The organism is uncultured Ruminococcus sp. (assembly GCA_902785355.1).
In the GTDB taxonomy this organism is placed as follows: Bacteria; Bacillota; Clostridia; order Oscillospirales; family Acutalibacteraceae; genus Ruminococcoides.
In genome coordinates, this window is sequence record CACZYF010000003.1 from 80,104 (window position 1) to 96,629 (window position 16,526).

Sequence of the window (16,526 nt, forward strand, 5' to 3'; positions counted from 1 at the left end):
CTACATCCATTCTCTTATAACAACCCTCCGATAAACGCTGACTTATACTATCCGGGGTCAATATTTGTTATACCAATCTAGTCTATATTATAAACCATCTTCACTAAAAAAACAATCTAATCACGAAAAATATATGAAAAATGCTTATTATTCTTTTCCCCACGGTAAATACAGGCAACTTGTTTCATTCACCTTGAACGCAAAACAAACAGCGACAAATCTCTTGTATAGATTACATAAAATCAATAACAGAATTATATAAATAATTCCGATTTTACCCTGCTGATATTGAAAATAGACGACAATGATATTATCATTATTATGAGTTTTTAGCATATCAAATAATAAGGAACGGTAAAACGTATGAGCACGGGTTTGTTCGAGCTGATGAAAGAGGTAAAACAACCTGAAAAAATAATACGGTTTTATAACAACTCTTCATATGACGAGTTAATTGAGATCGACCTGAATAATTACCGATTCAGGAGTATCAACCATGTTGAAAATAAATACGCAATGCCGATGCTGCAGGGCAGCTATAAGAATCTGTTCATCGGATTATCTGAGGATGTGGTTCATCCCGACGAGCGCGAACGTCTCATCGAACTGATGAACCCCGAGACCCTGATCCATAAGCTCAAGGCGTCGGAAATCCCGGGGCTATGGAGCGAGGATTTCCGCTTTCGGATGGTCAACGGCGGTTGGCACTGGATCGAGCTGACGATCATTACGGGCAGAGAGTACATGTTGAAAGACAACATCCTGCGCATGTACATATTTGACTGTCAAAGCCGCAAGTCGCGCGAGCTGGGACTGTCGGATATTGCCGACTATACCGACAATAACCGTAACGAGATGACCGGTCTGCTCAGGAAACGCGCCTTTGTACGAGAGGCTCAACAGCTGATAAAAAACGCCGACGTCAACTGGTGTCTGGTTTCAATCGACATCGATAATTTCAAGCTCTTTAACGAGTGGTACGGACACAGCGAGGGCGATCTGCTGATGGTACAGATCGGCGTTGCGTTACACAAGATCTCGGAACACACCAAAGGCACCGCGGGCTACTTCGGTCAGGACGACTTTTGTCTGATGATCCCCCGAGATATGGAGCGCATAAAAAGGCTGTACGACGAGATCGCCGATCTGGTGACCGCCCGCGGCAGCGGCGCCGGATTCTTGCCCGCGTTCGGTATATGTGACGTCGACCCGAAATGCGAGTTCAGAGATCTGCTCGACCGTGCGTTCTTAGCCTGTCAGGTTGCAAAGAAAGGCTATCACAGCCGTATCCGCGTTTTTGAAGAGGGCATGTACAAGCGCACGGATGAGGAATATCATGTTCTGTCCGATTTCCTACATGCTCTCAAGCGCAGGGAAGTCACCTTCTACCTTCAGCCTCAGTGCAACGCGTCCACAGGGAAAATCGTCGGCGCCGAAGCGCTGGCGCGATGGGTCAAGCCCGACGGCACGATCGTTCCCCCCGACGTATTTATACCCGTACTGGAAAAGCGCGGCTTGATCTATGACCTCGACTTTTATATCTGGGATGAGGTCTGCCGCTGGCAGAAGCAGTGGATCGATCACGGCAACACGCCTCTGCCCGTCTCGGTAAACGTTTCCGTAGCAGACATACTGCATAACGACCTTCCCGCCGTATTTGACAACCTCGCGGAACAATATGGCCTGGAACGCAGGCTTATCAAGATCGAGATCACGGAATCCTCCTTTATCAGCAACTCGGAGCCGGTGAGGAACACCGTCTATTCCCTGCAGCAAAAAGGATTTACGGTACTGATGGATGACTTCGGCAGCGGTTACTCCTCGCTGAATATGCTTAAGGATCTGAATGTCGATATCATCAAGCTCGACGCGCAATTCATGAATACAGATAATATTAACGAAGAAAAGAGCATCGGCATCCTTGAATCCATCGCCAATATGACAAAAACAATCGGCGTTCCGATCATTGTCGAAGGCGTCGAAACAGCGGCGCAAAAGGCCTTTCTGCAGGATCTGGGATGCGACTATATACAGGGATACTTCTTCTATCGCCCGATGAAGGTCTCCGACTACGAAGCGCTGATCGCAGACGACGATGTAATCGATACCTCGGGCATAGTATTCAAGACGAACAGGCAGTTTCGCTTAAGAGAGATGCTCGACAGCAATATCTACAGCGATTCCATGTTCAACTGTATCCTCGGACCCTGCGCACTGTACTCATGGCATGATGATATTGTGGATATCATCCGATACAACGAGCAGTTCTATCAGGCTGTCGATGTGCCGGATTTCGCGGAGAGAGTGACCTGTATCTCCCGATTCATGCCGAGCGTTGATGTGCCCCGGCTGACGTCACTGCTGCAAAAAGCCTTGCACGACCGTCTGAACGGGTCCGAAGGTACTCTGCATTTTTACAAGACAGACGGTTCGCTGACTACCTTCTACATGCATTTCTACTATCTACATTCCGATGGTGAAAACAAGATCTTTTATGGTTCGGTTCGTAACACCACCAAGCTCAGCAACCTTGAGAAACAGATGTCCCTGCTGTCACACATCTCGAAGGAAACGGTTCTGTTTCTCTCCCGTACACATGACGGCGAGATCCGCTTCACCGTACTGTTCAACGGTTTGGAGAGCGAGCTTGAAAAGGCACAGTTTGAGCTTGAAGAACTACTGAACAACGAAGCGTTTATCTCACAGCTAAGCACGAGAAAAAACTCCGCAACATATGAGATGGTTTTGCAGAGTATTAAAAACTCTGAGAACTTTACAGCTCAGATAAACATAAATAAACCGGACGGCGCCCAAATCACGCTGGACGTCAAAGGGACATATATGCCTGACGAGACCGATGTGATGAATTACATCGTCATCCTGAGCAAGCATAAGGATTAAGGATCAAAGACCTTTCAGCCTAATCGGCTGAATCGACAACAGAGAGGTATTAATGGGTTATTTTACACAGACAGACAGTTATCTGTTCCATCAGGGAACAAGCTATGAGGTATATAAGAAGATGGGCGCCCACATCGTTACCGAAAACGGCGTCAAAGGGACGCGCTTCGTGCTATGGGCGCCTAACGCGCAGTCGGTAGACGTCATAATTGATCCGGACGGTAATGAAAGCCATCATGAAATGAAACGAACCGCCGACGGAATATGGGAGGTCTTTGTGCCGGAGGCGGGAAGCGGGGACGTCTACCGCTACGCGATCACCGGTCCGGACGGAGTGAAGCGCCTCAAGAGCGATCCGTACTCCTTCCGCTATCAGCTCCGTCCCGATAATGCATCCGTCATTTGCCCTTTGAACGGCTACAAATGGAATGACTCAAGTTACATGGCAAAGGTCGACAACACAGCCGTCATTGAAAATCCGATGGCGATCTATGAGGTGCATCTCGGCTCGTGGAAAAAAGCTTACAAGAGCGAGGACGATCCCGACGGATTCCTGAACTATCGCGAGCTGGGCGATCAGCTGGCGGATTACCTCGGCTATATGGGCTACACGCATGTTGAGCTGATGGGTATTTGTGAATATCCCTTTGATCCCTCCTGGGGCTATCAGGTGACGGGTTACTTCGCCCCCACCGCCCGTTACGGTACGCCGGACGATTTCCGCTACATGATCGACCGACTGCACCGCAGCGGGATCGCGGTCATCCTCGACTGGGTACCCGCACATTTTCCTAAGGATGACTTTGCGCTGGGTCGTTTTGACGGTACGCCGCTGTATGAGTCAGCCGATCCGCTGAGAGCGGAATTCCCGATCTGGGGTACCTACGCCTTTGATCACGGAAAGCCCGAGGTTCGCTCCTTTTTGATCTCCAGCGCCTTCTACTGGATCAACGAATTCCATATCGACGCGCTGCGCGTTGACGCGGTCGCCGCGATGCAATACGCCGATTTCAGCCGTACAGAATGGCGCCCGAACATTCACGGCGGTCACATCAACCTTGAGAGTACCGATTTCTTAAAGCAGCTCAACAGCGAGCTGACCCAGCGGACGAAGGGTTACCTGATAGCTGAGGATTCCTCTATCGAACAGGGTATCACCAATGATATCCATATCGGCGGTCTGGGCTTTACGCTCAAATGGAATATGGGCTGGATGTACGATACACTGAAGTATCTCTCATACGACTTTTATGATCGCCGTCACCATCACGGAGAGCTGACGCATATCGCCGATTATGCCTATACGGAGAATTTCATCTTAGTCCTGTCACATGACGAGGTAAACGTCGGTAAGGGTTCTATTCCCGATCGGCTCTGCGGCAGCTATGAGGACCGTATCAATTCCGTCAAGGCGCTGTACGCCTTCCAGTTCACCTTCCCGGGCAAGAAGCTGCTGTTTATGGGTCTGGACTTTGCTCAGGACAGCGAATGGGACTACAGCAAGCCGCTCGATTGGAACCTCACCGAGGATCCCGCCCACCGCGATGTGATGCTGACGCTCAGAAATCTTTTGTCCGTTTACAAAGAGATACCCGTTCTGCACCACGACTCCAAGGACAGCGCAACCTTCGAGTGGATAACGAAGAACTTTGCCGACGCAAACGTGATCTCCTATATTCGTAAGAATCCGTGGAACTACAGCGGCGCCGTGCTGGTGATCTGCAACTTCTCCCCGTGGCATCACAACGGCTACGGCTGCGGCGTTCCGATCGACGGCGATTATACGCGCGTATTCAGCACTTATGATACCGTTCCCGGACAGGGAGGTCCCGAAGAGCTCGGTGGCTATCCCGTTATGCACAGCGAGCATAATTGGTGCGACGGTAAGCCCTTCCGCCTGAGCTACGGTCTGAGACCGTTCGAGGTCGTTATCATCAAGCTGCCCGAATAACCGTACATATTTATAGTATAAAAATGAACTCACCCCTCAGAATGATCGATCATTCTGAGGGGTGAAGCGTTATTCTGCACCAATTAGCGTAAGTTTTGGCGTAAGTGGCGTAAATGGCGTAAATTTAGGCGTAAGTGGCGTAAATTGCTAAAAATGCGGCAATTAGCATTTTCTCCTCGTCATGATGATTCCGACAATCGCCCCAATCAGGACGATCGGTGCAACTCTGACAAATGCCCACTCAAAGATATGGAAAGCAGTTCCGAGAACTGCCGTTTCAGGATCGTTAAAATTCCATCCCAAGTACGGACTGTCCAGGAAAAATAATACCGCTGTGATAAGCACGATCACAATTGCCAATGAGATAAATAGCCAATGTGCTATCTTCCTACGCGATTGTTGCTTCCGGGAAAGCTGAAGGTTGAGCACCTCCAGTTTTTGGGATATTGCTTTAAGATCATTTGCCTCCGGTTCTGTACTTGCCTCCCCCAGCAAGGTGCTGACCGGAGTTTCAAGTGCTTCGGACAGCGCGAGCAGCAATTCGGAATCCGGAACAGACAAGCCCTGCTCCCATTTTGAAATTGTTTGCCGAACCACATTCAGCTTGAGTGCGAGTTCCTGTTGGGTAAGACCTTTTGCTTTTCTGATTGTTTTTATGTTCTCACTTAACATGGCCAAAGCCTCCTTTCGCAGTCATAGTACCATCAATAGGTCCATTGACGCAAGCAACGCAAATTAACAATGCGCAATTCAGGGTAAATCATGATTTATCTTTCTATGATTATATCATTTCAGCTTGATTCTGTCTATCTATAAAGCAAAAACAGACAACCCCGTAGAAGAAAGGTTGTCTGTAAAATCTTTTTCCGCACTGTTTTGTGTCATGATATTTATTCATGCCCACGTAATATTTAGTTTTTTCTTATGCTCAACACAATCGATCAGGTAAAGATTGATTAGTGTTTGGTAAGGAATACCCGTAGTCTGAGCCTGCTCCTTAAAATAATCTATAATCGAACTGTCGATATTAATTGTAATTTGTTTTTTGAGCTTTTTAGCGTAAGGATTTTTTCTCGGATTCAGTTTTTCAATATCATAATTATCTAACATTTCGACTCCTCCTTTACAGATTTTTCTCATATACATTTTGCTCTGTTTTCGTTGCTTTCCTTGCGGAGATAATCCTGATGATTTCATCATTTCCACGATAACAATGACTGACAATACATATCTTTGATGACGTTGTTGTTCCGATAATTAAAAATCTGTCCTCTTCATAAGAGTGTTCCGGATCATCAAAGAGAATTGCTCTATCATCGTAAAACACCGTACTTGCTTCCTCAAAGGATATTTTATGCTTCTTTTTATTGATAGTATTTTTATTATTATCCCATTCAAATTGTATTGTATCCATAATTATATTATAATTATAAAATAAGTTTTGTCAATAGGTTTTTTTGTTTTTCTGCACCGTTTGGCGTAAGTTTGGTGTAAATGGCGTAAATCCGAGACATCGGAAGGCTCGGAAGCCACATAAACACTGTGTTTTTGCAGAGTTACTTATCTAAGGCTTTTCATTGTCGGGATATCTAAACCTGTATTTACCGGCAACAGATTCGTTATGCGATATTGCTGTCTCTCAGAAAGGCTAATCGGAATAATCCGACTCACGGAATTTCAAAGAAACAGGCAGTGAAGCGGACAGCTCGTCCTTTGAAACTGCGTAAACATAAGCGTTCAGCTCCATATTCTCGGGGTAATCGCTCAGATCGATATCATAGGACAGGTACGGCGTTTTTTCTTCTACGTCTATTGTATCATCATCGCTCAAGCAGAACATGTACTGATATTTATTGTGGTCGCCGTCCCAACGGAAGCGATACCGCCTATCCCCTATCTTCTTCACCCTGAAATTGACAGGTAACGCGGGGAATGAAATATCGTAACCGCTCTCGTGATACTCGGTGATCGGCTCTTTGTTTTCATCCAGGCCGATCACATAGATGCGGTAGCTTTTGTTCTGCTTGATAATATTATCATCGCGGATATACATCGGCTCGTCGCCGTTGATGATAAAGGTTCCCAGATAGTCTCCGGCAAACTCAAAGTTGATCGCAAAATAGGGTATATCAAACAGATTCCCCTCCTTCGCCTGAACCAGCGCCATGTTCTCTCCGTTGAAGATCACAAACTCCAGCTCGGGGATACATTCTTCGACAGTAAAACTCTGGGTCCAACCCTTCGTGTTGAATCTACTGGTAAAGCGACTGCCGTCGTCGCTCAGGCACCGAACAGTATAGGTATAGGAGTTACCCGGAACAACGTCGGTATCGATGTACCGGGACTGTGACGGAACAACATCGATACGCTTCCACTTCTTATTCTCCATTCGGTAAACCGCTACGTCAACATTCTGTTCACCGCCCACATAGAAACTCACACCGTCCAGATGGGCTTCCAGATTATTTATATAGGGAGTGCTCAACAGATTGAAGCTTTCGCCGTCTCGATCATAATCGCTCGCAAAGCCCGTGCCGTCCGGACTCAGACAGCGAACGGTAAAGGTCATCATTGTATAATCAACGGTCGTGTAAATACAGCTCGTATCACGAGTATCCGCGATTTTGACCCATCTGTTGTTACTGGAGCGATATACGCGGTACAGGTCGGCACCTTCTACAGGCGCCCAAGTGATCTTCGCGCCCTCGTTCACTGCTTCGATACGGGTGATCTGCGGGGTATCGAGCTGAGGAGCGTAGGTATATGACCATCCCGGACGGTAGAAGTCGGAGGTAAACGCGCTCAGGTCAGCTTTGATACAGCGGACGGTATAACAATAAGTTGTCCCGGTCTTAACGCTGCTGTGGATAAAGGTATTGTCATCAGTCTCCCCTATCTTTGTCCAGCTGCCGGTCTCGTCTTTATAATAGACGCGGTATTTCTCAGCACCGGCTACGGTACTCAGGTTCATCTCTACACCTCTGCCGGTACTCTTGAAACCGATAATACGTGGGATACTGCTGTCACACTCAGTAGGTTCAAGCTCAGTAGGTTCAGGCTCAGTGGGTTCAGGCTCAGTGGGTTCAGGCTCACTGGGTTCGGTAGGCTCTATCGGAACATAGGGCTTCCATCCCTCCGGACGGTATGGAAGCTCAGCCAGGAAACGCTGAATTGCAGACGTGTCGGTGATATCGCGATCACCGTCCCGATCAAAGTCCGAGAACCACTCGACCGTGCCGCTGAAACTATCGACGGCATCGTTCCTGTCATTCTCGGGATAATCATCCATCTGAGCCTGACAGCGTTGGATCAGCGCGGCATCATCAACATCCAAACTGTCATCGCCGTTCATATCCCCGATCAGTCTGCCCGTGCCCATCTGAGTCCATACGCGCTCCAGTCCGTCAAATTCATACAGCTCGGGGGCGTCCAAATCAAAGAAACGGTCATAAGCCGCACTGTAAACGCCGATCCCGCAGGCAAAGGGAGCGCCGGACGATTCCGTACTGATAACGCGGTTGCCGAACTCGTGATAAAAGGGAGTCGAAACAGGGGTTGTCTCAGCCTTCACCAGCGCCCAGTCGACCGTACCGTCGTCAGCCGTGTGTTCATAGATTTCATCGTAACTTGTCAGAACGGCTTGATCTATTCCGTATTGGCTGACCAGCTTATCCTGGTACTTGTACACGGGAGCCGGAGGCTCGGGAGCAGGCATCTCTCTCAGGCTTCCGGAGTATAATGAGAAAGACCCTGTTTCAACACCGTCGCGACAAAGCACCGTGCCGTCCTCCAGAACCACGTCGAGCGGTTGATTTCTGACTAATAAGCCCGCATAATTGTCCTTGTATCCGAATGCCATTTCCATTACTGTAAAGGTACGGCGCTTATCCTTCGCACGGGAGGTAAAGCCGGTGTAGCCGCTCTCGACAACATTTCTGTCGAGGATATCGAGGTAATCGTCCAGCTCGTAGCCGTCCTTAAGAGTAAGCACGCATAAAATCTTGTTTTCTTCAACCGTGCAGCTGAAATCAAATAATTCACCAAATGCACCCTGCGTCAGCGGGCAACTTACACCCGTACCGTTATAGCCGGGATAATCGGGCAAAAGTTCAATATGCTCGGCGTCATAAGTGAAAGTTGCTCTGATAAGCTTCGGCAAACCGTAAGCGGAGAACGTTACCGGACAATAAGCGTAAGTCAAATACGGTGAACTCTCAGTTTCCGAAATATCCTGTGCGTCAGTGCCGAATGACACGCATGACATCATAACGATCAGCGACAAACACAACGACACGATCCTCTTCATCATTATCATCCTCCGATCAATTATCTTTATACCGATACAGTTCATGAACTGTAAATGTTTCCGTACAAAACAAAATGCGCAGCCCGCAATCACGAACCGCGCACGAAAAACACACTGCTCCAATTGCCGCGACACAAATCCTCAGCTATTCCGGAGAAGGCTAAACAGATCCGGCGCAAGGCAATTGTACCGCAATACAGCCGGATATGCAAGTCAAAATACAAACTTTTGTTTTGCAAAAACACACATAGATCCTTCTGACCGGATCATTTTACTCTCTCGCATACAACATAGTATCTTCCGAAGCTGTAAGCGTCCAGCGGCGTACAGGTAAACATAGTAAACAGATCCCTTCCCTTGTCGATAAAGATACTCTGCGACTGGTTAGGACGCACGATATCGGTTTCGATAACCTCGTAGGTCAGCGTATCCCAGAACGTGGTCACATAGATTCTGTCGCCCTTACTGAGGTATCGGATATTATCGAAGAAGATTCTGCCGATGTATCCGGTGTGACCCGCTACCGTGCAGTTCGTATCCGTACCGCCGAGCGGCAGAGAGGTATAGGTCATATGAGCCGCGCCGTAGCTCATATTCAGGTCGGAGGTACCGAGATAGATCGGCAGCTCCATCCCTATCGTCGGTGCCGAAACATAACCGTAAATATCGTTATAGATACCGTATTGGGTCAGGTCAAGCGCGGGATGGTTGTAGCTTTCGCCCTCGACAAATTTGCTGCCCTGGTGGAGCTTTAAGTCCTCATTATAAGCGACGCTGTCACGATACAGGCGATCCAGATCGAGTCGGAACACGACCCGCGTGCTGCTCGTACGAACGCCGTTTTCATCGATCGGATAACCCTGCTCGTCGATCTGTTTCTTTTCAAGAGCGGCGGCGAAGGTTTTTTCCGTCACGCCGGGAACGGTATCTTCGCCTTCTTCGGCGGGGACGACGTTCTCGAGCAACCGGTCGAAGCTCTCCGCCTGACTGTGGGAAACCTGCTTGCCGATCCAGTTGGAGACAGGCGGAAAGAGCAAGAATCCCAATCCCGCCACAAGCAGAACGATCGCAATGATAAGAATCACTTTCTTACGCAAATCAGCCATCCTCCTTACTGTGTCGGGCATCCTTCTTCTTACCGCGGTGTACGAAGAATATGACAAAGAAAGCGGTTACGCCGACGATCGCAACGATGATGAGCGCCGCTGCCCAGAACGGAACGCGGTAGCCGAGGAAGAACAGATAGCCTCCGCTTGCCTTCACGGGCTGAGCGCCGGTGACAATATACTTTGTATCATCATACTCGACGCGCTTGCCGCGTACAAGCAGACGGTGCGTGTTGACGGAATAAGGCGTACAGGTAATCAGCGTCACGTGATCCTCTCCGCGGATCACCCGTAGATTATCGGTGTTGTCGGGCAATACCACCGTGATCTGATCGACCTCATATTTCAGCGTTCGGTTGAGTACGTGGATGAAAAACTCGTCCCCCTCCTTGAGCTCGGTCAGATAGTCAAAGAAGGTTTGTGTGGGATAAGCCGAATGAGCCGAGATAACGGAGTGGGTACTCACGCCGCCGATGGGCAGCGAGGTGTTCTGCAGATGACCCGCCGCGTGAGCGAGGACCTCCTCGGTGGTGGAGTGCATGATCGGCAGGTAGACGTTGATCTTAGGAATATCGATATAACCGATCAAGCCCTGACCGTCTACGTTCAGCGCCGCTTCATACTCCTTACCGATCTTCTTGAACGCTTCCACGTCGAACGGGTCGGTGATGATGATATTATTGGTGAGACTGTCATTGTATTTTCTGGCGCTTTCCATCAGCTCCTGCTGCCTTGCGGAGGGCATCTCCTTAGTGACCTTGGTGTACTCCTCCGCCTGATTGCGGGCGGCGAAATTATTGATCGCGGCGCTGATAAGCGGATAGGACAGGATACCCAAGCCAACTAAAAAGATCAGTAGGATACCGATGACGGGTAAATTCTTTTTCATGCAATAAATACCTTCTTAAAATAACTCAAAGCGAAAGCCGCCGACGGGTTTCGGTTCTCATACTATTTTCTAATAAAACGAATTAAAAAGCAGTTAGACGCAACAGATGTTAAGCCGTTTTATTAGATAACAGTACCAGCTTTTATCGCAATATTTGAAAGAGTCGGGGACGTGAGAACACGTCCCCGACAGTTGGTTCAATCAGATTTAAAAGCTGAATTACTTCGAGGTTCTTCTCTTGAAGATGATGAAGAAGATACCTGCGCAAGCGATCAGAGAAGCGCCGATGATGGTGAAGATCATAGTGCCCTGGCCGCCGGTAGCGGGAACGATGATGGGAGTATCGCCGACGGTTACCTTGGTGATGGTGTCGTTGCCCATGGTGATGGTGCCATCGCTAGCGATAACAACGGTGTACTCGGTGTTGTTGATGTTGTAGCCCTTAGGAGCAGCAGTCTCCTTCAGGGTGTAGGTACCCGCCTTCAGGCCGCTGAAGGTAACTACGCCGTTAACGGTATCAGAACTCTTAGAATATTTAGTACCGGTCAGCAGGAAGGTCGCGGCTTCATCAGTGATCTTGTTGTTGTTGGTAGCGTCAACCTTCTCTACGGGCAGGCTGAAGGTGTAAACGTGAACAGTGTTACCATTCTTAGTGCTCTCAGCGTTGTACTTGTTCTTGTAAGAAAGGCTGTCCTTGTTGTAGTTAGCTACAATGTTATCATACAAGGTAGCATCGTCGCTGTTCTTTCTGCCGACAACAGCGTTATCGTTGAGCTTGCCGACCAGGGTAACGGTTACGTTGGCAGCATCATAGAAGCGGTTGGTGCCTGCCTTAGCATCGTTCAGATAATCAGCGGTAAGAGCGATCTGGATGTCGGACTTATTGGTGGAAGTTACAGTGTAATCGTCGGTTTCAGTCAGAGTAGCATCTTCATCTGCAGCGAAATCAACTACAACGGAATCAACTTTGACAAAGTCGAGACCTTCAGCCATGGAGTCATGGATGACATAGGAGTTCAGATACTCGTCCTTGGTACCGGTAACGGAAGCGGTAAGCTGGAACTTAACTTCCTCGCCGATCTTAGCGGTAGCCTGATAATCGTTGCCCATATCGGAGCTGAGGATCTTCTTGCTGACAGTAACGTCGCCGTCAGAGATCTTGGATGAGATATTAACCTCAGCAGTGGTCATAGATTTATTGTTTCCATCCTTCGCGTCGGACAGATAGAAGACTGCGCCGCCGGTGCTCTTGACGTTAACGCCGACAGGAGTACCGGTAACGGTAGCATAATACAGACCGGGCTCGGTGGTGGTGAAGGTTACCTTACCGTCGGTGCCGGCCTTTTGAGCGGTACCTACCTGAGTACCGGTGTTCTGGCCTGCCTTCTTGGCAGTCTCAGCAGCGGTCAGGACTGTCTGAGCAACAACAGGCTTCGCCTCAACAGCAGTCTTGATGCCGTCGGCAACGCCTGCTACAGCGGTGTAGTGGTCGCTTGTACCGTCGTAAGCCGCGAGCTTATACATGCTGATGGTATAGCCCTCTTTAGCTTTGATGGTTGCGGTGTAGGTGTCTGCTGCGCTTGCTGCGAAGGGAACCATCAGCGCAAGCATCATTACTGCCATTACAACAGCAAGAATTCTTTTGGTTGCTTTCATTTTTACTTTTCTCCTTTGTGCTAAAGATAAAATGATATAAATAATTAATTACTTTCTTCCGTGTCTGGGCATATATCTGCGGGCTGCGCGGCAACGCTTGTCATAGATGACATAAGCCATCGCGAGCAGCGCGGCAGTACCCAGGATACCGAAGCCGATCAGGATGAATCTCAGTGTGCCGCCGAAGCCGCTCTGAGGAGTGACGACCGCCACGTTGACATAGTCGAAGGTGACGTTGTACTTACTCTCATACGGGAAGGTGACATACTTCACGGTATTGTTGGTATTGTAGCCATTCTTCGGTGAATACTCGAATACCATGTAGGTCTGAGGCGCCACAACGCCTTCAAAGTAGTTGCTGCCGCCGACCCACTGTGAGGATTCATGGTCATACACATTATCGCCGTTCTGATAGATCGGCAGATCATCAAATAATACAGTACCGTCAGTCTGTGTTGCACCTCTGCTGTAAGAGGTCGAATAGTTGTTGATCAGATCATTGATCTGCGCCTTGCTAAGCGGAGTCTCGTCCTTCACCTTAACAACGGCAAATACGGTATCATTCAGCGGATCTTCGGTATTTGCTTTCTTCTTCACGGTAATGGACGCATGTTCGGTCGTGTTTTTAAACTCCGCCGCAGTCGTTTGGGTACAATTCTCGTCGGAATAATACTGAGGATCACCCGAGATCGCGAGGCCGGTAGCACCCGCCGCAACGGTAAACTTTGCATAAATGGTGCTTCTGTCCTTGTAATAACCCGCTTGAGCCAGATCCGCGGACAGATCGTTTTCGGTGATCTTATAAATGTAATCACCGGGCTGGGTAAAGGTAAGGTTAAAGGTAACCTTACCGTCAGTAACACTGTCAGCGGTTGCGTCGGCGCCCGTTACATAACCGGTTTTCGAAACGCCCTCAGCCTTGAAGCTGAACTGGCCGCCGTTGTAATTCTCTCCGTCGAGGGTCTTTTTGACATAGAGGCTGCCGCGGCCGGAAAGCTTCTCGTTGGTAACGGTGATCGCGTTGCCGGAAGCGCGTACGGTGATGCCGCTTTCGCCGCCTGTTACGCTGACTAAGCTGTAACCTGCGGATGTATCCTCAGAGATCATAACCTTCGCGCCCTGCGGAATACCCTCAAATCTCAGGGTTCTGCCGTTTTTCAGCTTACCGCCTGTCGCGAGCTTACCCTGATCGCTGAGCGTATAGCTTCCGCCGTCGCTCGTAGTATATGCGAGGTTGTAGGGCTTGAAGCCCCTGCCGTCTCGCAGATCGACCTTAACGGTACCGCCGAACTCGGTGGTATCGGTTGCGCCGCCGAGATTTCTAACGTCCTTTTTGATGGTGACGGGCGCAACTGCAGGCTTATTAACATAAGAAAGCTGAACACGCGTCATTACAAAATCAGAGGAAGTATCCTTTGTCTGATATTTAAATTCAGCATACTTATCGTTACCTGAAGCAATGGTGTACGCGGACTCGAGCTGTCCCTTACCCTTGAGCACCAGGTCGATCGCCTTCCAGGAGGTGGTATAGCTGAAGTTGCTCGTAAAGCTCTCGGTAACCTTCATCTCGGTCGGAACCGCAAACTGGTCCTTGAAGCTGATGTACTCCGCGTTCTTTAATGTATAAGTGCTGTTGCTGATCGTCCCCTTGCTGCTCACCTTACCGTTAGCGGTAGGCTGATTAAAGCTAAAGGTATTCACAGCAGCTACAGCTGCCTTGAAAGAGGCGCTGTTGTTAACACTTTCGGTATTTACGGTTTTGTCAACGATCAGCTCGTTGCCGATCGGTGCAAAGTTGAAGTCGAAGCTGAGGTTCGACTCAACCATACCTCTCTCAACATAGAACATCGTCAGCGTGTGCTCCACTGTCGGGTCGTAGTTGTTGATCGTAAAGTTGGTATTTCTGGTGGCGTTATTCGGATTCTGATAGCCTGTCTCGATGGTGACTGTACCGTTTCCTCTGCCGCCGGCAAAGTTAATGGATCCCTTCGCCTTCTGGTGATCGCCGCCGAGGTCGAGAACGAGCTTACCGTCGATATAGACCCATACGTCGTCGTCACCGGTAAAGGTGAACTTCTGGTCTACATAAGTACCGTTGGTACCCTTGATCTGGCCGTAGTGACCGGTGTCACCGCCGAGGTTGAACGGAATGTCTACACGCATACCGAAGCCGAAGTCTAAAGCTTCCTTATCCGATCCTCTGACAGAGTCAAACGGGAAGAAACCGTAACCGCTGCTTGCCTTTGGATTCGAATAGTAGTAGAGTGCGTCCTTTGCGCCGTTTGTAGGTCCCTGACCGTAATACATGGTCTTATGGTCGGCGCTGAACCAGGCGTTATCTCCTGCTCCCGAGCTGTCGAACTTGTAGGTAGTGATACCGTTGGAGGTCACCTTACGCATCGGGAACTTCGTGTTAACAACGGCGCCGATGTCGTTATTCTCCAGGAACGACTTATCAAAGAACGGCACGTTGACCGTGCTGGTTCCGCCGCCGGACGTCGCGTACTTAAGATTGCCGTCCACAAGCTCGGTACCGGTCAGACCGATAACCGCCTTGTGCGTACCGTCCAGACGAGCAGAGTTGTTGACCCAGTTGGAGAATTTCACCATTTGGGAGATTCCTTCACCGGTGTAACCGTCGTTCTTATCAAAGAAGTTACCGAAATACATCGGGTATCTGACGCTGACGTCGCTGCTCGCAGCCGCAATCTTGTTGTTCAGATGCTGGTAAGGCTCCCAGTAGCCATGGCTCGATTCGTAACGAATCGCTCCCCAACCGCTCTGAACCTCGTCATCGGTGTAGTAATCATAAAATGTTGCATCAATCGGGAAAATATTCGCGTTGTTCGTAATGCTGTCAGCATCAGGGCTGGCATTTACCTCCTGGTATCCGCCTGTGCCGCCGGTGCCCGCATAGGTCGACCACTGAGCGCTGTTGTTCCAACCTGTGATCTTGATACAGTTTGCGGAGCCCTGACGATCCTTGTGATACATAAAACCGGTAGAGTTCCAGCAGGTGTTCATATCAGAGCTCAGGCGCAGTACCTTTACATAACCGACCTTTTCGCCGGTAATCCTGAAGGTATAGACATGATCGGCGAACTTCGTCGGGGTGATCGCGTTCTGATAACAAGAATAGTTGTAACATTCGGAATCATTTTTATTATTCTGAACGTTCCAGTTCTCATTACTGTCGCTGTAATAGGTATATACCCTGATGTTGGCGCCGCTCTCATCCCAGCCGGTAAGACCGGTCATGTCGATATAGATCTCTTCATTATGCGTGAAGGGTGAACACTGCAGCGCAGAAATGGTAGGGATCACGAGCATAAAGGTCGAAACCAGAATCATGAGCGTCAGCACAACAGCCAGCACCTTTGCAAACGGTCGCTTACTTCTCTCTTGACGAAACCTTTTTGCATTGGGTTTGTTTATAATTACCATCTTCCTTTCTATAGATTATCCCTCAAACGAACAGCGCAAGCACACTACGCCGATTTACTTCGCTTTACGGAAATTGTTGCGTATATTTGTTGATATTCTCAAAAAGATTCAAATAACTTTAGGGATAATCAACAAATATCCAGATATATTATAGTAGATTATATATTATTTTTAGTTCTGATTCAAAATTAAGAAAAAGAATCATATATTTTTTCTTGTTTTCCTGAACGCCCTCTCCCCTCTTTGACAGGAGGCTGAAAACAGGGGGTATTT

At 48.8% G+C, this 16,526-nt stretch carries 10 protein-coding genes; 2 read left to right on the top strand and 8 right to left on the bottom strand.

Annotation, left to right across the window (positions count from 1 at the left end; all coding sequences use genetic code 11):
* Window positions 1–363 precede the first annotated feature (363 nt).
* Together R2I50_RS01415 and glgB are read left to right on the top strand one after the other, a co-directional pair.
* Window positions 364–2,901, top strand: a complete 2,538-nt coding sequence (locus R2I50_RS01415) for an EAL domain-containing protein (RefSeq protein WP_316607292.1) — start codon at window positions 364–366, stop codon at window positions 2,899–2,901.
* A gap of 52 nt (window positions 2,902–2,953) precedes the next feature.
* Window positions 2,954–4,852, top strand: a complete 1,899-nt coding sequence (glgB, locus tag R2I50_RS01420) for a 1,4-alpha-glucan branching protein GlgB (RefSeq protein WP_316607293.1) — start codon at window positions 2,954–2,956, stop codon at window positions 4,850–4,852.
* Window positions 4,853–5,014: 162 nt separating this feature from the next.
* Here glgB and R2I50_RS01425 read toward each other — a convergent pair whose 3' ends face one another.
* From R2I50_RS01425 to R2I50_RS01460, 8 genes are all read right to left on the bottom strand, one after another.
* Window positions 5,015–5,524 (bottom strand): helix-turn-helix transcriptional regulator, encoded by a 510-nt coding sequence (locus R2I50_RS01425; RefSeq protein ID WP_316607294.1) that lies wholly within the window; start codon window positions 5,522–5,524, stop codon window positions 5,015–5,017.
* Window positions 5,525–5,746: 222 nt separating this feature from the next.
* Window positions 5,747–5,962 carry a BrnA antitoxin family protein gene (locus R2I50_RS01430; protein WP_316607295.1) on the bottom strand — a complete coding sequence of 72 codons (216 nt, stop codon included), beginning with the start codon at window positions 5,960–5,962 and terminating at the stop codon, window positions 5,747–5,749.
* Window positions 5,963–5,975: 13 nt separating this feature from the next.
* Window positions 5,976–6,266, bottom strand: coding sequence for a BrnT family toxin (locus tag R2I50_RS01435; RefSeq protein ID WP_316607296.1), 291 nt, complete (start codon window positions 6,264–6,266; stop codon window positions 5,976–5,978).
* Window positions 6,267–6,500: 234 nt separating this feature from the next.
* Window positions 6,501–9,161, bottom strand: a complete 2,661-nt coding sequence (locus R2I50_RS01440; RefSeq protein WP_316607297.1) for a hypothetical protein — start codon at window positions 9,159–9,161, stop codon at window positions 6,501–6,503.
* A gap of 263 nt (window positions 9,162–9,424) precedes the next feature.
* Window positions 9,425–10,255 carry a sortase gene (locus R2I50_RS01445; protein ID WP_316607298.1) on the bottom strand — a complete coding sequence of 277 codons (831 nt, stop codon included), beginning with the start codon at window positions 10,253–10,255 and terminating at the stop codon, window positions 9,425–9,427.
* Between the two features lies 1 nt (window position 10,256).
* A complete protein-coding gene (locus R2I50_RS01450) occupies window positions 10,257–11,153 on the bottom strand; it encodes a class C sortase (protein ID WP_316607299.1) in 897 nt (298 codons plus the stop codon).
* Window positions 11,154–11,372: 219 nt separating this feature from the next.
* The gene (locus tag R2I50_RS01455; protein WP_316607300.1) at window positions 11,373–12,809 is read right to left on the bottom strand and encodes a SpaH/EbpB family LPXTG-anchored major pilin; all 1,437 of its coding nucleotides are present in this window, start codon (window positions 12,807–12,809) and stop codon (window positions 11,373–11,375) included.
* A gap of 48 nt (window positions 12,810–12,857) precedes the next feature.
* Window positions 12,858–16,172 carry a fibro-slime domain-containing protein gene (locus R2I50_RS01460; RefSeq protein ID WP_316607301.1) on the bottom strand — a complete coding sequence of 1,105 codons (3,315 nt, stop codon included), beginning with the start codon at window positions 16,170–16,172 and terminating at the stop codon, window positions 12,858–12,860.
* Window positions 16,173–16,526: the final 354 nt, after the last annotated feature.